This window comes from Bacteroidota bacterium (assembly GCA_013360915.1).
Classification (GTDB): Bacteria; Bacteroidota; JABWAT01; order JABWAT01; family JABWAT01; genus JABWAT01.
In genome coordinates, this window is record JABWAT010000015.1 from 39,869 (window position 1) to 58,323 (window position 18,455).

Sequence of the window (18,455 nt, forward strand, 5' to 3'; positions counted from 1 at the left end):
TCTAAACATTGGTTTCAATTGATTGAACTGGATTCCCCGGTTCCAGACAGCCGAATCCCATGGCAGTCGATTCGCCCAATCCGCATTCTACTGCAAACTGTTTCAAGGCTGCGGGACCGTGCAGGGTAACGGCGCACTGATAACCAAAGACGGTCAGTCGTTCGGGACCCAGACCCGTGCGAATAAATCCGTAATTTTTAGGTGCCCAGTACGCGTGATCCACAGTTACCCGTAACGGACCGGCTCCCTCCGGCGGTGGTGTGCCGTAAAACAGGGTGTATTTTTCGAGCAGGTTGCTGGTAACGGCCTGTTCCCAGTCCGGGTCATTGGGCCGGATGTTCCATTTGGAGCCATCCGGATTTTTACGGTGTACCGTAATCGGCGACCGGGTATAACAGGGCACCGCTTCCTCATCGGTATATTGAGGAGAGGGTTCCGATTCAACCAATCCGACTTTCAGATCGCCGAATCCGTTCAGAGCCAGCTTTCTGCCATGAAACAGGCCAGCCAGAAAATGATCCATGACTTCATGTCGGGGTGTATGAAAGCGGAACCACACGGGTTTCCGTATGATGACCTGACGGTTGACCGCATCCTTTTCCACCCCCTTCAGCCGGCTGAAGGTGTAAAATTTAAAACGTTTGGAACTTTCGGACCAGCCCTGATGGTGAAGAAAGGCAGCAAACTCAGGATCGCTTTTTCTGAACAGGTTGTAAATGGCTGATGCCATCAGGTACGAATAATCTGAAGGGAGAGAAAAAACGTCTGGCGACGGTCGGCACTGAAGATTTAAAATCATCGATTTCCCCGAGTATCAATACAATGAAATTGGGTATTATTTATTTTTTTAATGATTAAAAGTCAATTAAATTTTATTTCGGATCGGATAAATGGGTTATCGTGGCTTGCCTGCCCGGTAAAACCGGTACTCATCGTCCCAGCAAAACTGAATGCGGTCTTCTTGCCGGCACAACCGCCTGAGTGTTTCCTGAACAGGCACCGGTATGGTGCATGCAGGATGACCGATCAGATCGGTGCATGCCTGAAACTGACCGTTCCGCCGCAGGAGATGGGCACTGATGAGTGGTTCGATCATGCAGGTGTTGCCGATGATCATTTGCTGTAACTGATACCGGTGGATCCCTGTCTGGTCACGGATACTAAAATAGGCCGGTGCAGGCGGGGGCGTTACCTCAAGAAGCGCAGACAGCCGGCGATTGTTCTCATGTAAAACGGTCTCCGTTTCAGCGACATTAAAAAGAGGAAGGCCGTTCCGTTCATTCTCATTGGTCATCCAAAGGATACCTGTTCGCAGATACCTTTCTTCGGAATCCGTTTCAAAAATCCCACGGGTCACTGTTTCAATAAAGTCGTCCACGGTGGTTATCATCCGTGAAAATCCGGCCTTGATTCGTTCCACCTCTCCTTCAAACTCAAAATCTACCTTCCGGTATTTTCTTTCCCAGGGCGGAACCCGGCGGATTTTCCCGATCTGTTCCAGTTTTTCATACCAGACAATCTGATGGCATCGGGGACATTTTCCGATTTCACAGATTTCCATCATACCGGGTCCGTAAACTGATCCATCGCAATAATAAATGGCATCAAAATTGTTCCCGCTGTCCATGCTGGCAACTGCAAGGGGGTTTCCGCAACCGGAACAGGCGTAGACAATATCTGGCCCGATCGTCATGAACTCCTCTTTTCCTCATCTGCCAGCGGACCGATCAGGTGATCCCGGACGGACGGCCATTGGGTATCCCACCTGGGTGGTGCCGGCATTTCCTGCCAATCCCGGAATGTCAGCCAGATAAACTCTGGAAATGCGTCCTTTTCAGGGTCTTGTGAAATGATCACAAACCGGACCTTGTCTGGCAAAGGAGATGAACCGATCAGTCCCCGGAGATACCGGTATTTCTGTTTTTTTGCGGACCGGGCCTCGACCTGCTGCAGTCCACGCATCAGGACGCCGGGTGTTGTTTTCAGCAATGCCTGATAAACCTGCAATTGATCATCCCGCCTGCTGGACCGGTCGGTCTTCAGTTCTGCCAGAATCCATTCATCCTGACCGGAGGGATCCCGGCGGTTCAGCAGAAAATCAGCATTGGTGCTTTGAGCAGACCCCGCCTTTTTCAGCGGAAATTCCGGCGCGATCAGTGTAACCGATCCTCCCAGTTTCCATTCGAGAAAGGAAGGGAGAAACAGAGCCAGCAGGGTGCCGGTGGCCCGCTCATACTGGTATTTCGGGACCGCACGCCATCGGTTAAGCAAAACCAGGTAGTCCCGTAACAACGGATCGGCTGGCTCTGAAAGTGCCGGCCGGGGAACTGGTGATGGCTGATCGGTCCGTCCCATGCCATCATGTCCGCCATACCGGCTGCTGCCGTTGATGTGCTTTTGCAAATGGTGCTCCGAGGCTGCTGAAATTCCGCAGAGCGGACAGTGAAATTGCTTCGTTGATTTCATCGGATTCTGTTCTTCTTCAGATTATTAATTGAGTTGATTTCCTGTATCGACGGCATTCAGCGAACCTGCAGGCGGATCTTCTTCTGGTGTGACCATGAAATAGGATTCAATGTGGTGTGTGTTTGAATCGGTCCGGATGTTTTTCTGAATGGAAAAAGCGTGATCCTTGTGGCAGAACAGATAAATGACAGTTTCAGCCGGTTGGCCGGGAAAAACAAACCGGGCCTTCATTTCCAGCTGATACCGGTAAATGATATCAAAGGCCTCTTCTTCGGTCAGATAATACTTTTTGATTGCGTCGGGCATAAAGTCGGGTGGTTTCTTAAAAACCGGGGATGTGTTCTTTTTTTCCATGGCCGTTCAGTTTATTCCTTGTTTTCCTGATAAGAGGAGTAAACCTGCCGGTTTTCCAGACGGGCAAGCAAAAAAAGACAGTTACCGGTTTAGCCGCCGGTGGCTAACGGAAATTTCTGATCAAAGGCCGCCAGCACCGATAGAAATTCATCGGGCAACCGTTCCGTGACTTCATGGTATATGCTGTCAGGTATGTGGTTATAAAACGCGGCGGCGATTCCGCCGGTGATGCAGGCAATGGTATCGCTGTCACCCCCGATGGATATGGCCAGACGGATGGCACTTTCAAAATCGCTGCTCTCAAGAAAGGCCACGATGGCCTGTGGTACCGATCCCTGACAGGTTTCATCGAATTGATAGTAGTCGCGGATGGAACCGGGCGTGAACCCAAGGTCATATTCAAAAACAGAAATGATGTGTTCACGGATTTCGGTTTTAGCGGCCCCGTGCCGTGCAAGAAAGATGGCAGAAGTCACCGCCTGTGCGCCCTTGATTCCTTCGGGATGATTGTGAGTAACCTGCGCACTTTCTCTGGCGAGTTCCATGGCGGACACGAGCGTGGTTGCCGCAAATCCCACCGGACTGACCCGCATGGCAGACCCGTTGCCAAAACTGTTGTAGGGTTGTGGTTTTTCTGATTGAATCCACTTTTTAAACCGGCCGCCATATCCTCTGCCCGGATAGGCCCGTGCATAGCCATGCAGCAAACGGGAAAGATCCCCGCCGTGAACCAGCCAATCGGCGACGGCAACGGTAAGGACGGTGTCATCGGTAAAATCCGATTCAGTCACAAACAGGGGAAAACTGGTGGACCGGCAATTGTCCCATTCGAAAACCGAGCCGATCACATCGCCGGCAATGGCACCAAGAATGGTGTGTGAGAGTGTGTTCATGACAGGGCCCCTTTCAACATGATATAAAACATACAAAAAATGAATCAGGACTGGAAACCAGTGGCCACGACATGAAATTCTGGCCGAACGTGGTTCAGCAGTTTACATACCTGATCGGATTGGCGTTTCTCTTAACCCGTCCATAAAAGATGTCATTGGTAATGGGATGTGAATACAGATAAAAATAGTACCTGTGTGCTTTCTGGACTATTTCAGGAATTGAATCTATAAGTTAATCAACCGCTGGGAATGACTGTTTGTCGGGATTGCAGATTCGTTCACTGATTACCCGTATTGAATGATTGTGAATCCGACTGTCAGCACCGCCAGCGGAGGCATCTTCCCACTGCACAACCCGTTAAGAAAAACAGAGTAGAAGCCGCAGCATGTATTGAATGTTTATTGGCTTACCTTTTTATTTTCCTCAACAAAAAGTGAGTTCGTTCAAATGACCCGATACATTCTGACATGCGCTCAATTATTTCGATACCATTTTCTCTGTTCAGTCTTTCCATCTCGGATGCAGAATAAAAATATTGTGTTGGAAAGGAGTGATATAATCTTTTTGTTGTTCCTGAAGCCCTGGCATCAAACCAATCAAAATGGGTAAGGGTATCAATCAAAATGAAATTGCAATGGTCTGACAATAAAGAAAAGTTACGCCAGGTATTTATCTGAAGGTTTTTGTCGATAATTCCATTTATAACACCGACAATCAGAAATGCAATATAAAATTCCTTAAACGGCAGGGTTCTGATGATACTTATCAAATCAGGATCAGAGATGTCCCCATGAATAAATTGATCGGATAAATGGCTGTCACGGATTAAATTACCAGATTTTTCTATCCCGAAAAAGGTAAGGTTTCTTTCTGTCCATACCGGAAAGGTTCGGTGACCTGTTCCGCAACCAATATCCGGGATGGCCGTTTTTGCCTATCGGTTAATAAAATACTTCTCATTGGGTGAAACCTGATTGCCGCAGAAAAGTCGGTCCTGCTCATCCGAATCGGTCTTCAGAATCCACTGATTTTACTCGGTTTGTCCCATCTAAGTGCCTGTTTGTTCAATACAAGATCATGAGCCTCAGAAGTTATTTTTGGCCACGCACACTACTCACTGGTGCAGCCGGCCATTCCACGATAGTAAATAGGCAAAAAAGGGAATGAGTGACAAGAAAAGAATGACGAGTAGGAAAAGTACTCCCCGTATCTGGGAATGTTATCAATGAAAACCCATTTACCCGTATTTAATGAATTAATCTCATCACCAATCACTACTCACTGGCAAAGCCAGCAATTCCACAATGGTAAAAAGCAGATCAGAAAAAAGGGTGGGTTAGTCAATGGAAACGATCGTCGCAATTCCACTATGGTAAAAGGCAGATGGTAAGCCAATAATTTCACCCATTATTTTTAATGGGTCGCAATTCCACTATGGTAAAAAGCAGATGAACTGAATTTTGACAAAGCGATTGATGCTGTGCTGTCGCAATTCCACTATGGTAAAAAGTAGATAAAAAATTGGATATCACAGCACCGGACCGATCTGAGTCGCAATTCCACTATGGTAAAAAGCAGATACTCAAGCAATTGAATTATTGAAAGAGTACGGATGTCGCAATTCCACTATGGTAAAAAGCAGATTCGAGCAGTACACCAACCGGCAGAAGCACATTCAGTCGCAATTCCACTATGGTAAAAAGCAGATACAACGTCTGCAATGCCAAATACACCGGAAAGATGTCGCAATTCCACTATGGTAAAAAGCAGATACCGACATAGCAAACACACGATTGGTCAAATTGTTTGGTCGCAATTCCACTATGGTAAAAAGCAGATTCGTGCCGATTGGCATTGGAAGATATCTGTACAAGTCGCAATTCCACTATGGTAAAAAGCAGATGCTAAAGACGCTACGGCTGTAGTGATTGAAGATAAAGTCGCAATTCCACTATGGTAAAAAGCAGATCGTTTCGGTGAATGGCCTCTTAAGGTGATTAAAACGTCGCAATTCCACTATGGTAAAAAGCAGATACAAACAGCCTTCCGGATGCATTCGCCCAACCTGGTCGCAATTCCACTATGGTAAAAAGCAGATGTCAAAAATAAACCAACCATAGTAAGAAAGGGATGGTCGCAATTCCACTATGGTAAAAAGCAGATACAAAGGTTTCCATTGCTAAGGCATTGGATATCGGTCGCAATTCCACTATGGTAAAAAGCAGATAGATGGCGGCCGGGTCTCTGTATACAGAACCCGCGTCGCAATTCCACTATGGTAAAAAGCAGATGCCAGATTCACCATATTCTCTTCTCTCAGCCGGTGTCGCAATTCCACTATGGTAAAAAGCAGATAAGTCCGTGATTAACGTAAAAAGGAGACAACAATGGTCGCAATTCCACTATGGTAAAAAGCAGATTAGTACTACGATTGTAGTAGACTCTTTGCTGAGTGTCGCAATTCCACTATGGTAAAAAGCAGATAGTATGGCTGGTGATAGGTTCGTGGTTACAAAAAGGTCGCAATTCCACTATGGTAAAAAGCAGATGAACTCGAAACGCTGTCAGCCGCCGGGACTCTGAGTCGCAATTCCACTATGGTAAAAAGCAGATTCACAATGAAGAAACCATCACAATAAAATCGGAGGTCGCAATTCCACTATGGTAAAAAGCAGATTTCCCACCCCCCTCTATCCGGTTAAATTACGCTAGTCGCAATTCCACTATGGTAAAAAGCAGATAAACGGCCGGACAGTTATGGGATAATTACATCGTGTCGCAATTCCACTATGGTAAAAAGCAGATACCAATGGTAGATTTTTTAAGGTTAGCTCAAGAAGGTCGCAATTCCACTATGGTAAAAAGCAGATTTGTTGGCGGTAGTTTTTTCATTGATATAGATGATGTCGCAATTCCACTATGGTAAAAAGCAGATGTGTGTGTATATATATTGTAAGGGATGTCACCAATTGGTCGCAATTCCACTATGGTAAAAAGCAGATCACCAGCAGAAGCGTTTGTTCACCACCACATTAGGTCGCAATTCCACTATGGTAAAAAGCAGATGACGTAGAAGTTGATGGTAAAATTGTGCCTGAAAGTCGCAATTCCACTATGGTAAAAAGCAGATAATTTACGACAAGCGTCAAAGCCGGATTTATGGAGGTCGCAATTCCACTATGGTAAAAAGCAGATGGATTGCATAAGGCAACAATCCGGGCGTCGATTCCGTCGCAATTCCACTATGGTAAAAAGCAGATTCGTGACAAACGTACCGGTAGATTTACTAAATTAGGTCGCAATTCCACTATGGTAAAAAGCAGATGGCGTAGCCATAGCGACGGGAGTCGCTTAAATAGGTCGCAATTCCACTATGGTAAAAAGCAGATGATCAGCGAGTTCGGCAGGTGGGTCCACATCAGGTCGCAATTCCACTATGGTAAAAAGCAGATTTGGAAGCCGTTACCGCTCCGGCGATTGTCTCCTGAGTCGCAATTCCACTATGGTAAAAAGCAGATAAGACATAGCCAAAATAAGACGGATTTGCCGGTTTTTCAACCACTAACTGGGCAGAACAACCCGCCGGGAGGCTTCGCTTACCCATGTTGAGGGATACAAAAACAACCCCGTTTTGGCCCGTTGTTACAATCCGGTGACAGAATGTTTCGATTGGTCCTTAAAAAACGTCCCGGTTCAAGGTCAGACCGGCAGTTCAAAAAACTGCAGATCTGACCCGTCATCAATGAAGTGTCTCAGGCAGATGGCATCGGTTCGGATGATCTGCCTCCAGTTCATGCTTCTCTTGTGAACAGGGTGAAGCAAAGTGGTTTTAATCCGGTTTTCCCATTCCCGTGTGACCAGAATCCGGGCCGCCCGGTTAAGCCATACCCCATCCTTGTCGGGTGAGGTTTCAAAATCGGTGGGTGAGAATTGCCGGCGGTTAAAGAGTGTAAGTGCCAGGCGGTCAGCCAGAATGGGTTTGAAGATATCGGCCAGATCGAGAGCCAGACTCTGGCGGTTTACCCGGTTTGAATGAATATAGCCCAATCCCGGGTGCAAACCGGCACGGGCGATTTCGGTTGCCACGGTACCGTACAACAAGGTATTCAGCCAGGAAATCACCGCATTAACCGGGTCTCCCGGGGGCTGCCGGTCACGTCCACTGAACGTCCATGGCGGATTCAATAGACTTCCGATAGCAGTGTAATACTCCTTTTTGCAGCGTGCCTCGGCCAGAAACCGGGCACTTTCATCGGGAAGCCGGTCCCATTGTTCAATTTCGGCTTCAAGCATGGCAATGGAATCGCCAAACGGGCAACCGTGATACCGGTGACCCCTGAGTACCTGCCTCATGTTTACCACCGATGCCAACTGAATCTCTGAGGCCGTATAGGCTTTTTGCTCCGCCTTCAGAATACTGGATGCCTGGTTTAAAAGAACAGGTGACTCACCAGCCATTTGGCCAGGCCACCAGGTACCGGTCACATTTCCGCGGTAGTTCACCAGAAAGAGCGGAATCTGATGTCTGGACAGGAGTTCAAAAAACCGGTTGTTCATGCAGAGTTCGGTCATGACCCACATGGCATCGATTTCCTCGATGGGGATGACCCGTTTTTCGCGGATGTTTCGGTCACTGCGTTTCAGGCTCCATTCCGGCGTCATTTCATCTCCGATAGAAGCCAGCAGGGTATCATCATACCCATCGGCATGACTGGTTTCATCAACCAGCGGTTCAAACCAGACGGTGCTGTCCTTGCGGCGCAGCCGGCCGGTGTGGAATAAATAGAAAGCTTGTTTCATGGTTCACTCCAGTATGTGGTCAGTCTGACCTTTTTGCAATCCATAGATATCTCTTCTGAGGTATTTATTGCCGCTGAACCGGTATAGGATGAGCGAATCTGTGTCGGGATCCATCAGGGCACCAGCCCGTTCAGTCAGCACATGCACCTGTGACTCGGTCAGCTCTCCTTCAAAGACCGAGTTCTGAACCCAGTGCAGATACTGCCGGAACAGTTTCAGCATTTTGGGCAACCGCCGGGTGCCGATGTCATAGACAGCGATCAGATACATGATGGTTAGTTGGTTAATAAATTGTCTAATTGACCTCGTCACGTTGTGATCGGATTCTCCCAATGAGGCCAGATTGGTGTCTGCAACGAAAATGCCAAACTCCGGCCGGCAGCCCTTCCGGCTACTTACCGACCTGCCTGGAAATCGGGTTACCGGGAGAACCCCACCCCGATAAGAGGTTTATTTTGGATTTCTTTCCAGTTATATTAACTGAAACTAAAGCAGATTGATTATGAATCTTCTCAATCGTTTGTTTTCAGATCCGGATGATGAGGTCTTTACCCGTACCGTTGAAAAAATCAGAGCCTACCGGGAGCGGAAGGCTGTTTTAACGGAGGAAGAAGAAAAGGTGGCCGGGTTGAAGCCGGGCCAGGTCTGGCTGGTTCCTGATTCCCGGGTACAGTTCCGCGATGAAAGTAAAACCCGTACAGATCACGACTTCCGGCCGGGCATAACCGGAAACCAGGAACCAAGCGAACCATCCCGCACGGTTCAGTGGGTGCCACTATCCACCAAATTGAAAAACCGGCAAGCGGAAGTCATCGTTTATCTCGATCCGGTTTCCGAACCGGTGGATGAACCCTGTGTGGCATTAATTGACCATTTTCTCTGGTTCCGGCCGAAAACGCTGACTGATAAAAAAGGGAAGCTTTCTGAAGGAAAGAAACATGAACTGATGGAAAAACTGGCGGCGTTCGTTCAAAGCTATGAGTGAAGATTTTCAAACACCACACTCTCGTTCCTTTCAGGAGAAGGACCAATTCAAATCAATCTTTGAAGGTATGACATCAGGCCAAATGTCTGCAGCTACCCATTCCTTCCTCTATCAGTACGTCCGTGACATCGTTTATACCACCAGTTACCGCAAGGATTATGGTTTTATTCATGAAATTGTTACCGACGTCGTTTCCAGTGTCTGGCAGGCAATTAGCAATGGTGCACCTGTTCCCGATAATCCGACATCCTATTTGTGGTTAGTTGCCAGAAACAAATTGATGGAATACAGGTACTCACACATCAATCCCAGGTACAATAATTTTGAGGAAGTGATTACCGAGGCACTTGATAAACTGGAAAATGATCATGTTCTGGCCTCTTATCAGAAAAAGCGCTATGCACGCACAGCGGATTTACTGAACAGGGAAGAATTTGATACGGATGATTTTCTCAGATTGTGGATTCAATCAACCCAACACCAGCAATTTCCGGAACCGGCAGGCAACTGGACGCCGGCAATGAAAACTCAACTTAGAGAAAATCTGACACTCACCTTTTCAGAAATGAACGGATGGTCATGGAAACGATCGGTTACCAATGCAATTACCAGTAAGGCTGGAATTGTCCGGGAATTGTTTCACGATTCGTCCCGGGAGGATGAAGAAACCGACGGCCAGTCAAATTCCTTAAACGAGGGGGTCGAATGGTCTGACCCGTCCGTTGAATTATCATACACTGAATTTATTTCTGATGTATCCGCTGAATTAGTCAATCAGGTTATGGCAGGTAAACCGCCTGGTGAACTCGTGGCTACTGCATGGTATCTGGTGTTCAATACTGATTTTACGCTCAAATCCGTTCAGAATGCTTTGCTTCTGAGAGGAACAAGTTCAGCAGAGTACCTCCTTAAAAAACAATTGCGGATTTTGAATGATGAAAATGGTTCGGAAAGCCTACCTTTAATCTGGCGCCGGCGGCTGGCCCGTTTACCCGATTGGAACAATTCCGAATCGGCAGGTAAACTTTTGATGGATTTAGAAACCCGGTTTATTTCGGACCTTAAACGATTAACAAAAGATTTATATGAAAAATATGGACGTGAAACCTATCCTGGACTCTGATGGGGATCGGGGAGACCTCATCCGTCGCTGGGTTTGGAAGGAAACCTCAATAACTGAAGGGGATTTGGCCAATCAACTTGTCTCGCAAGACAGACAGTGGTCTGACTACGCCGATATGATCCAGTTTAATTTTCCAACCCGGGCGGATTGGGATCAGAATGACGTGCCACCAGAATTCATTCAGCAATCCTATTCAGATTTAATGGCAGGTGAAGAAATTTGTTCGCCCGAATCCGGTCAAATCTGGCAGATTGATAATCCGCAAATGAAAGTCCTTGTATTAACCACTCCCTCTCCGGAAACCAATTTTCTTTTTCGTGTGGTACCGGTCACCATGCGTGCAGAACAGGGGACTGTTGGTGATCCGGTCTGGACCGGGCGGGGACTCCCGCGAATTTTTATGATCCGAGCCGTTGGCACAATGAACGAGTCCCAATTGAACCGGTATGCAGAAAAAATACCGGAAGAAATTACTAAAAAGATTTTACAATCCACTGTTAATCTGAATTCGATTCACGATGATGAACTGTACTGGCTATCGGATCATAATATTATTGAATGGGAAGATCCGCTGGGATATCAGGAGGGCGTTCAGGAGTGGATGCGGCAGCAGACATTCCGGGCATTAGAATGGGCGGAGGAAATGGATTCCCGGCATAACCAATTGGCTGATACCATCCTGCCGTTGATTCAGGGTTTTCAGGACTATGGAAATAAACTGGCGGCAAGTAGTGGGGGAGGAATTGGTGCAATTTTCAACTCAGGGGCAATTTCTGGAATAGTAGCACCTGGGATTGGTGCTATTTTGGGTGCACTTGGTGGTAGACATATGGGAAGTTTAACAGAAAAATTAAAGGCCTTTGTTGATACTGGCGAGGTTCTGTACGGAAATGACGATCTGCTTTTTCGGTTAAAACCGGTGGATGGGCATCTGGAATTGTGGTTAACCTTTACCGATGCCTCTGTTAAAGAACTCGACTGGGTAAAAATTGAAGGAACCGGGTTACCCTTACAAACCATTAGTCATTTTGGAAAATCCGGTCTTGCCTTCGCTTTTCAGATACCAGTGATAACAGATTTTCCTGCATTTTTCAGTAAACCCATCCGGATTGAGGTGAAACCCAAGGGCCGCCGGGCCTTTTCCAAAGTGATATGAACCGGTTTTCAGAGCAGGATTGGTACCGGTTGCTTGAAATGGGTAGTGTCAACCGGGCAGTTCAGTATCTCGCAGGCTTTTTTTTGAACCTTCCCTCACGTGATCAGATTCAATTTCTTGAAGCATTTCTTTCCAATCCCGGGCGGCTGAGTCAGTGTCATCCTCCCGCCATTCAGGCGCTGAATGACATGCTTTCCAGATCAGGAAGGGATCTTATTCCCACGCCGGTACCTGTTGACGCAGCCCTTCTGCCCGGTGATGGGTCTGTGGTAGTTGTAAACCCAGTCCATCCCTTCATCAGTTGTGTGCTTCCGGTCCGTTTCAGAGAGCCTGGCACTCTAAATTTTGTTAATGCCGATCAAAGGGATCTGATCATCCGGTTGGCCAGCCGTGTGCTAACTGGTTTTCTGCCTGAATGGACCTTGCTATTATCGCCGTCCGCTCAGACCATTTTTGGTCATTATTCAATACCGGATGATTCCGGGGAATCTGAGGAACGCGTTGAAGGAGATTCCATGATCCTTCCGTTGGTGATGTTTCTCATCAGTTACCTGATTCAGAAACCGATTCCTTCCGACATGGCATTTACTGGTCATGTCAGTGAAGACGGCCGGTTATTGCCAGTCAGTCATATTCCTGACAAGGCAAGTATACTTGCGGATGAACAACCACACCTGACCAGACTGATTGTACCTGCCACCAGTGATGTTGGTAAAAGTTTAAAAATGCAGGCACCAATCATTTTCCCTCTTTCAAGCCTGGACGATGTGGTGTCACTGTGCTGGCCGGAAGGGATTCAGGTCCCCGGTTCCCGCCAAATGACCATTGGTCGCGAAAAAACAGACTCCATGCCAGGTGCGTTGAAATTGTCATTGGCTGTGCCCGCTGGTATCCAATACTCTGCTGACTTGATTTCACACTTTCGGCTTGAAAACTGGCTTGGGAAAATTCCGAAGGAAGAATGCAAGTATCTTTTATTTGACAATTTTCGTGCATCCTGGCTGATGGGTTTTATTGGTGCCGAAGTAAAAAATCATTGCCAATGGGCTGCTGCGTATGATTCAGCCGGTGGATATTATATCGTGTTTTATTCAAGGAATCCGGGGAGCATGCGACCCGGTGCGCAATTGCGAATTACCTGATGGAGTATATGTGAATGCAACCCTGATTCAAAAGATCAATAGAGTTGTTGACGAATTGATTGCTGATATTGTGATGGAACCCCACAGATACCTTCAGGAAATTGATGTGCAGATTGAGCTGGCGCACCGTTTAAAGTGCAGAATTGATGAAACGCGACAAACAATCGAAATTATGCATAGCAATTATGGCAGGAAAATTAAAGTATCAAGGTTATTGGCAGAAACATACGTCAAAAATAATTACCATCCGGATCTTATTTTGCTGAGCGAGGATCAAAGTGAATCAGATCTGAATACCGGAACCTTCAGGGCAGATTGGGTTTGTGAGGTAAAATATAAAAACTCATTTAAGGAGATTGATGTTGATTTTGAGAAATTGGCGTCAATTTTATCTATTACAGAAATGAATGAGACAATTGGAACACAAATGTATTTGGCTGAACAGTCAACTGAAACTCCTTCAGAGTTGGAAAAAGTACTCAGGGCTCGTCACCCAAAAACTGAGAAAAGAATCATCTGTTTCTTCCATTCTCTCAGAATCGGGTAAGAATTACCTATTTAAGACCCTTTATAATGACACAACTTCAACAGCTGACCGAACTGCTTATTCAATTCCGTGATGATCGGAATTGGCAGCAGTTTCACGATTCAAAAAACCTGGCACTTGCCCTATCCATCGAGGCAGCAGAATTGAATGAACTGTTTCTTTGGAAAAACGGGGCGGATATTGAAAAGGTTGACAGACAAAAGCTGGCCGAGGAATTGGCAGATGTTTTTGCCTATGCCCTTCTGCTTGCGCATAAACATGATCTGGATGTTGAGAAAATCATATCAGAAAAAATCAGAATAAATGGTGAAAAGTATCCCATTGACAAATCGAAGGGTTCGTCAAGGAAGTATACCGAGTTATAGTCATGCTGGTTTATCGGGAAAATAAATCAACCTTTCAGTCTCATGTTGTTCATGGTGAGATTGAGCAAAAAATTGCCGACGCCATGCTTCAACGTCTCCATCGACGGGTTGCACAAAAGGAACTGGATGCATATTGGAATTCACTGACCTTTATGTCCCGGGTTATCGATGATCCGGTGATTCCAGATTCGGCAGGTATTGCCATTGAACTGCAGATTCCACAAACCAGCAAGCGGATTGATTTCATCATTTCGGGCCAGGATGAGCATAAAAAAGGACATGTGGTTATTGTTGAATTAAAGCAATGGACTTCTGCTGAATTAACCCCAAAAGATGGTGTTGTTAAAACGGCTCTTGGACGCGGTCTTCATGAAACTGCTCATCCTTCTTATCAGGCTTATTCCTATGCATCCCTGCTCAGGGATTTCTCAGAAACCGTTGAACGCGAAGATATTTCACTTCGCCCATGCGCTTACCTGCACAATTATCTGGAAGATGATGTCATCCGGCATCCATTTTATCAGGAGTACCTCGATCGGGCTCCTGTTTTCCTAAAAAAAGATCAGTTGAAATTACGTGCCTTTATCAGTCAGTTTATTAAAACCGGTGATAATGGTGAGATGATGTACCGGATTGATCAGGGAAGAATCCGGCCATCGAAGTTTCTCATCGATGCGCTTTCCGGAATGATGGCGGGACGAAAGGAATTTGTTTTGCTGGATGAACAGAAGTTGGTTTATGAAACGGCTCTGGATCTTACGACCATGGCACAATCCGGCCCGAAGCAGGTCTTGATAGTAGAAGGGGGGCCGGGAACCGGAAAATCAGTCATTGCAATTAATCTCCTTAATGCAATTACTAAAAAGGAGTTAATCACCCAATACGTGACCAAAAATGCCGCTCCCCGGGCTGTCTTTCAGTCCGTTTTAACAAGATCCATGAAAAAGAACCGGTTTTCTGCTTTATTTCAGGGATCGGGTCGGTTTATCGAAGCTCCGAAAAATGCCTATGACTTGCTGATCGTGGATGAAGCCCATCGGCTGAATGAAAAGTCCGGGTTATATGGGGCAGATGGTGATAACCAAATTAAGGAAATCATCCATGCGTCCAAAGGTTCGGTGTTTTTTATCGATGAAGATCAGCGGGTCACCTTGAAGGATATCGGGAGTAAGGACGAAATCAGAAAATGGGCAACATTGGCAGGTGCAGATGTTACAGAATTGGAGTTGGTTTCCCAATTCAGGTGTAATGGCTCGGATGGATATATGGCTTTCCTGGATCACTTGCTGCAGATCAGGGAAACAGCTAACCAGTCAGTTAGCGGCTTAAATTTTGATTTCCGTGTCCTTGATACACCAAGTGATCTGCGAGACCTGATTTTTGAGAAGAACAAAGAAGCAAACCGGGCGCGATTGGTTGCGGGGTATTGCTGGGATTGGGTGAGTAAGAACAACCCTCGTCTGGATGATATAGTTTTTCCTGAATTTGGCTTCAGCATGAAATGGAATTTATCTGTTGATTCCAGTTTATGGATCGTGAAGCATGATTCTGTAAATGAAATTGGTTGTATCCACACCTGTCAGGGACTTGAAGTTGATTACGTTGGTGTAATTATTGGTCCGGATTTAATTGTCAGAGATGGGACCGTATTGGTGGATCCGGCTAAGCGTTCAAAAATGGATAAAACATTATTCGGATATAAGAAACTGGTGAAAGAACACGGGGAGCTGGCAAAGGAAAAAATCCGATCGATTATTAAAAACACCTACCGTACCTTAATGACTCGGGGAATTAAAGGATGTTATGTGTATGCAGTGGATGTCGAAACGAATGAGTATTTGAAAAAACATTTCAGGGCATAGCAAAATGGGAAAATCAGAGATTTAACGAAAAGTAGAAAGGACAAATATTAATGTCATTTTCAATTATTAAGAAGGAACGGTTAAATGGATCGGTTTTTGGTTATAGCCTAATACTGAAAAACAAAAAAGGGGAGTTCGATTTTGAACTCGAAAAATATGAAGTTGAGGGTGACCTACTTTTATTGCGAGATGAAATCGAAAAATTTCTTGGATTTGATAGGTTGATTGAAAGGTTTGGTTGTTCCAAGCAGGATGCTGGAATAATTGTTAAGAAGCATGTCTCTGAGAAAATATGCAAGTTTTGTCGTTTGAAATACATCGATTGCTATGAATGTGTCTTTCAGTGGAAGGATCCGATAGAAAATCACACATTCAGGAAAATGAAGGAATATGGATTCACTGACATTCAGATAAAAACAGAGTTGAAATCAGTTGTATCAGAGATAGAAAAGGTTAAGCAGAATATTCCGGAATGTAAAAATCAAGTAGATGCATTCAAGAAAAGCAATCGGAGTTGTAAGTTTGATGGCAAACTTTGTTTTGAATGTGTGAAGGTAGTTGAAAGTCCTTTGGAGCGAATTCTCTTGCTGGCGTTGGCAAATGAGGGTATAACTCCTGAATTGCAGAAACAAATTTATAGGGATGGATCAGTTCATCCATATCTCAATGAATTAGACAAACGTAAAATTCTAACAAAGCCGGATTTCTTTATAGAAAAAAGGGAGGAAGATAAGTATTTTAAAACTACTTCAAGCCTTTGCATTTATACAGATGGGTTCACCTATCATGAGCGACGAGAGGAAGATGCAACAAGAGACAGGAACATTGACAGAGATCTTCAATTACTCGGATTCAAGGTTCTTCGTTTCACAGGTTTAGAAAGACGAGAAAAACTAGGGTTCTGTATTGACAAGATTAAAGCAGCGATAATTTCCTGATAAGTAAAAACTTGGCAGAAAACATTTTAACTATGTATCATTTAAAAAGAATCTGAATTAAATCATCCAAAGTAATTAGAAAATGAAACTCCAATACCTCGGTGATACCCACGATTTTCTGAAGTATTACATTCTTCGGCAATTATCTGCGGTTACCCGCCAGATTGGTGTGATCTGGATGCTGACGCCGGATGATGGAAGTACGGATGGGAGAACAAAACATCATATAAACAAACCAGAGAAGTTTCAGTCACTTGATCCGGAACTGTATGACAAGCTTATTGACATCAATAAAGGGAGAGAACACCTTAAAATCGGTTATCTGGATGCCATTGGTTTGATTCCCAACGCCCGCTATTTTGATAAACTGGTTCCAATGCCAGCAGATGGAAGCCGGGAAGCATATTGGCAGCAAGCACAATCAGTGATAAACGGTTCGGGTCTCATTTTCCTGGATCCAGATAACGGAATGGAGATTCCTTCCACATCAAAAAACAGTATCAGGTCAGTCCGGTATGTGTATTTCGATGAAATTACCCGGTTGCTTGATCAGGCACCGGTTTTAATTTATCAGCATTTCCCACGGGTGAAAAGGGATGTTTACATTCCAAACCGAATCAACCAGTTAAAAATGATTTGTGGTGCCACCAGCGTGCGGGTTATTCAAACGGGGCAGGTCGGATTTTTTCTGGTTGATCGAAAAAAATCCGAACACCTGAATCTGGCATTCACTCAATTGGGAAAATCTCTGGAAAAACTGAATGTAAAAGTCTGGTAACCCCATGAAACGCAAATCCAAAAAACCAACCGTCTGCCCGCAATGCGGTTCTGATAAAGTGGCCCGATTTCAATATGGAATGCCGATAAGTAATCCAGAGGTATGGAAAAAGGCCGAGGCTGGTGAGATTGTCATGGGCGGGTGTTGTATTTCACCTGACTCACCCCAATGGCGGTGCAATACCTGCAGGCATGAGTGGGGTAGGACGGATTTTTGGTCGGAAGGATGAGGGAATGTGTCCGGTGCCTGCCCCTCGGCTTTGCTCGGGGACCGCTCGAAGGCACCGGATTAGAAGGCATTTCCTTCCGGACCCTTCGAGAACCTCAGGGTCCGGGTTTTTCCGGTGCCTGCCCCTCGGCTTCGTTCGGGGACCGCTCGAAGGCACCGGAACAAAAGGCACCTGAACAGAAAGCATCACCTACCGGACGTTTCGAGAACCTCAACGTCCGGTTTATGCAAGACCCTCAGGGTCCGGGTTTTTTCCGGTGGCTGAGGTTCTCGAAGCCACCGGAACAGAAGCCATCGTACATCGAAAATCCGTATCTTTATATAACTCCTGATCCCGGGAAAAACATGACTGGATATGTGTACATTTTACGATGTTCCGATGGTACGTATTACACCGGTAGTACGACCGATTTATGTCTTCGACTGCAGCAACATCAGTCTGGTGAGGGGGCCAATCATACAAAAAAGCGGCTTCCTGTTGAATTGATTTATGTTGAAGAATTTCCGCGAATTGATGAGGCGTTTTTTCGTGAAAAACAAATTCAGGGCTGGGCTCGTTGTAAGAAGGAAGCGTTGATTCATTCGGAATGTAATTTGTTACCGGGGTTGGCAATTGCATATAGGGATCGCAATAAAACCGGTGCCTGAGGTTCTCGAAGGCACCGGACGTTTCGAGAACCTCAACGTCCGGTTTCACTACCCGGTGGCTGCCCCTCGACTTTGCTCGGGGACCGCTCGAAAGCACCGTACGTACAAGTTTTTTCTACCGGACCCTTCGAGAACCTCAGGGTCCGGGTTTTTCCGGTGGCTGAGGTTC

Annotated in this window: 17 protein-coding genes and 1 CRISPR repeat array; of the genes, 10 read left to right on the top strand and 7 right to left on the bottom strand. The window is 45.8% G+C overall.

The features are described from left to right. Position 1 precedes the first annotated feature (1 nt). From cas6 to cas2, 7 genes are all read right to left on the bottom strand, one after another. Entirely contained in the window at positions 2–730 is a 729-nt protein-coding gene (cas6, locus tag HUU10_12945) for a CRISPR-associated endoribonuclease Cas6 (protein ID NUQ82513.1), read from the bottom strand. A gap of 165 nt (positions 731–895) precedes the next feature. After that, on the bottom strand, positions 896–1,693 hold the full coding sequence (locus tag HUU10_12950) for a hypothetical protein (GenBank protein ID NUQ82514.1): 798 nt from the start codon (positions 1,691–1,693) through the stop codon (positions 896–898). Beyond that, the gene (locus HUU10_12955) at positions 1,690–2,466 is read right to left on the bottom strand and encodes a hypothetical protein (GenBank protein ID NUQ82515.1); all 777 of its coding nucleotides are present in this window, start codon (positions 2,464–2,466) and stop codon (positions 1,690–1,692) included. The genes HUU10_12950 and HUU10_12955 overlap by 4 nt, the downstream gene beginning before the upstream one ends. A gap of 24 nt (positions 2,467–2,490) precedes the next feature. Then, positions 2,491–2,820, bottom strand: coding sequence for a hypothetical protein (locus HUU10_12960; GenBank protein NUQ82516.1), 330 nt, complete (start codon positions 2,818–2,820; stop codon positions 2,491–2,493). Positions 2,821–2,909: 89 nt separating this feature from the next. After that, positions 2,910–3,692 (bottom strand): ADP-ribosylglycohydrolase family protein, encoded by a 783-nt coding sequence (locus tag HUU10_12965; protein ID NUQ82517.1) that lies wholly within the window; start codon positions 3,690–3,692, stop codon positions 2,910–2,912. 1,312 nt (positions 3,693–5,004) lie between these two features. After that, a CRISPR array of direct repeats spans positions 5,005–7,232; the repeat unit is 30 nt; unit sequence GTCGCAATTCCACTATGGTAAAAAGCAGAT. Positions 7,233–7,413: 181 nt separating this feature from the next. Next, positions 7,414–8,514: a CRISPR-associated endonuclease Cas1 gene (cas1, locus tag HUU10_12970; GenBank protein NUQ82518.1), complete on the bottom strand. Its 1,101-nt coding sequence runs from the start codon at positions 8,512–8,514 to the stop codon at positions 7,414–7,416. Positions 8,515–8,517: 3 nt separating this feature from the next. After that, positions 8,518–8,784 (bottom strand): CRISPR-associated endonuclease Cas2, encoded by a 267-nt coding sequence (gene cas2, locus HUU10_12975; GenBank protein ID NUQ82519.1) that lies wholly within the window; start codon positions 8,782–8,784, stop codon positions 8,518–8,520. 232 nt (positions 8,785–9,016) lie between these two features. Here cas2 and HUU10_12980 point away from each other — a divergent pair, with 232 nt between their 5' ends. The 10 genes from HUU10_12980 (at position 9,017) to HUU10_13025 (ending at position 18,286) form a co-directional block, all read left to right on the top strand. After that, positions 9,017–9,499: a hypothetical protein gene (locus HUU10_12980; protein NUQ82520.1), complete on the top strand. Its 483-nt coding sequence runs from the start codon at positions 9,017–9,019 to the stop codon at positions 9,497–9,499. An 82-nt stretch (positions 9,500–9,581) separates the two neighbouring features. Further along, complete coding sequence (locus HUU10_12985) at positions 9,582–10,622, top strand: sigma-70 family RNA polymerase sigma factor (GenBank protein ID NUQ82521.1); 1,041 nt, start codon at positions 9,582–9,584, stop codon at positions 10,620–10,622. Positions 10,623–10,686: 64 nt separating this feature from the next. Beyond that, on the top strand, positions 10,687–11,778 hold the full coding sequence (locus tag HUU10_12990; protein NUQ82522.1) for a glycine zipper family protein: 1,092 nt from the start codon (positions 10,687–10,689) through the stop codon (positions 11,776–11,778). After that, positions 11,775–12,920 carry a hypothetical protein gene (locus HUU10_12995; GenBank protein NUQ82523.1) on the top strand — a complete coding sequence of 382 codons (1,146 nt, stop codon included), beginning with the start codon at positions 11,775–11,777 and terminating at the stop codon, positions 12,918–12,920. The genes HUU10_12990 and HUU10_12995 overlap by 4 nt, the downstream gene beginning before the upstream one ends. Positions 12,921–12,930: 10 nt before the next feature. Continuing rightward, on the top strand, positions 12,931–13,467 hold the full coding sequence (locus HUU10_13000) for a hypothetical protein (protein ID NUQ82524.1): 537 nt from the start codon (positions 12,931–12,933) through the stop codon (positions 13,465–13,467). A gap of 26 nt (positions 13,468–13,493) precedes the next feature. After that, positions 13,494–13,832: a nucleotide pyrophosphohydrolase gene (locus HUU10_13005; protein NUQ82525.1), complete on the top strand. Its 339-nt coding sequence runs from the start codon at positions 13,494–13,496 to the stop codon at positions 13,830–13,832. A 2-nt stretch (positions 13,833–13,834) separates the two neighbouring features. Continuing rightward, positions 13,835–15,694: a DUF2075 domain-containing protein gene (locus HUU10_13010; protein ID NUQ82526.1), complete on the top strand. Its 1,860-nt coding sequence runs from the start codon at positions 13,835–13,837 to the stop codon at positions 15,692–15,694. A gap of 50 nt (positions 15,695–15,744) precedes the next feature. Then, positions 15,745–16,632, top strand: coding sequence for a hypothetical protein (locus tag HUU10_13015; protein NUQ82527.1), 888 nt, complete (start codon positions 15,745–15,747; stop codon positions 16,630–16,632). Between the two features lie 82 nt (positions 16,633–16,714). Further along, positions 16,715–17,410 carry a hypothetical protein gene (locus tag HUU10_13020; GenBank protein ID NUQ82528.1) on the top strand — a complete coding sequence of 232 codons (696 nt, stop codon included), beginning with the start codon at positions 16,715–16,717 and terminating at the stop codon, positions 17,408–17,410. Between the two features lie 573 nt (positions 17,411–17,983). Continuing rightward, positions 17,984–18,286: a GIY-YIG nuclease family protein gene (locus HUU10_13025; GenBank protein NUQ82529.1), complete on the top strand. Its 303-nt coding sequence runs from the start codon at positions 17,984–17,986 to the stop codon at positions 18,284–18,286. Positions 18,287–18,455: the final 169 nt, after the last annotated feature.

Excerpts from the sequence above, each read along its gene's own strand:
- HUU10_13010 (NUQ82526.1), top strand. The coding sequence starts at position 13,835 with ATGCTGGTTTATCGGGAAAATAAATCAACCTTTCAGTCTCATGTTGTT.
- HUU10_13005 (NUQ82525.1), top strand. The coding sequence starts at position 13,494 with ATGACACAACTTCAACAGCTGACCGAACTGCTTATTCAATTCCGTGAT.
- HUU10_13025 (NUQ82529.1), top strand. The coding sequence starts at position 17,984 with ATGACTGGATATGTGTACATTTTACGATGTTCCGATGGTACGTATTAC.
- HUU10_12995 (NUQ82523.1), top strand. The coding sequence starts at position 11,775 with ATGAACCGGTTTTCAGAGCAGGATTGGTACCGGTTGCTTGAAATGGGT.
- cas2 (NUQ82519.1), bottom strand. The coding sequence starts at position 8,784 with ATGTATCTGATCGCTGTCTATGACATCGGCACCCGGCGGTTGCCCAAA.
- cas6 (NUQ82513.1), bottom strand. The coding sequence starts at position 730 with ATGGCATCAGCCATTTACAACCTGTTCAGAAAAAGCGATCCTGAGTTT.
- cas1 (NUQ82518.1), bottom strand. The coding sequence starts at position 8,514 with ATGAAACAAGCTTTCTATTTATTCCACACCGGCCGGCTGCGCCGCAAG.
- HUU10_12960 (NUQ82516.1), bottom strand. The coding sequence starts at position 2,820 with ATGGAAAAAAAGAACACATCCCCGGTTTTTAAGAAACCACCCGACTTT.
- HUU10_12980 (NUQ82520.1), top strand. The coding sequence starts at position 9,017 with ATGAATCTTCTCAATCGTTTGTTTTCAGATCCGGATGATGAGGTCTTT.
- HUU10_13020 (NUQ82528.1), top strand. The coding sequence starts at position 16,715 with ATGAAACTCCAATACCTCGGTGATACCCACGATTTTCTGAAGTATTAC.
- HUU10_12985 (NUQ82521.1), top strand. The coding sequence starts at position 9,582 with ATGTCTGCAGCTACCCATTCCTTCCTCTATCAGTACGTCCGTGACATC.
- HUU10_13015 (NUQ82527.1), top strand. The coding sequence starts at position 15,745 with ATGTCATTTTCAATTATTAAGAAGGAACGGTTAAATGGATCGGTTTTT.
- HUU10_12955 (NUQ82515.1), bottom strand. The coding sequence starts at position 2,466 with ATGAAATCAACGAAGCAATTTCACTGTCCGCTCTGCGGAATTTCAGCA.
- HUU10_12950 (NUQ82514.1), bottom strand. The coding sequence starts at position 1,693 with ATGACGATCGGGCCAGATATTGTCTACGCCTGTTCCGGTTGCGGAAAC.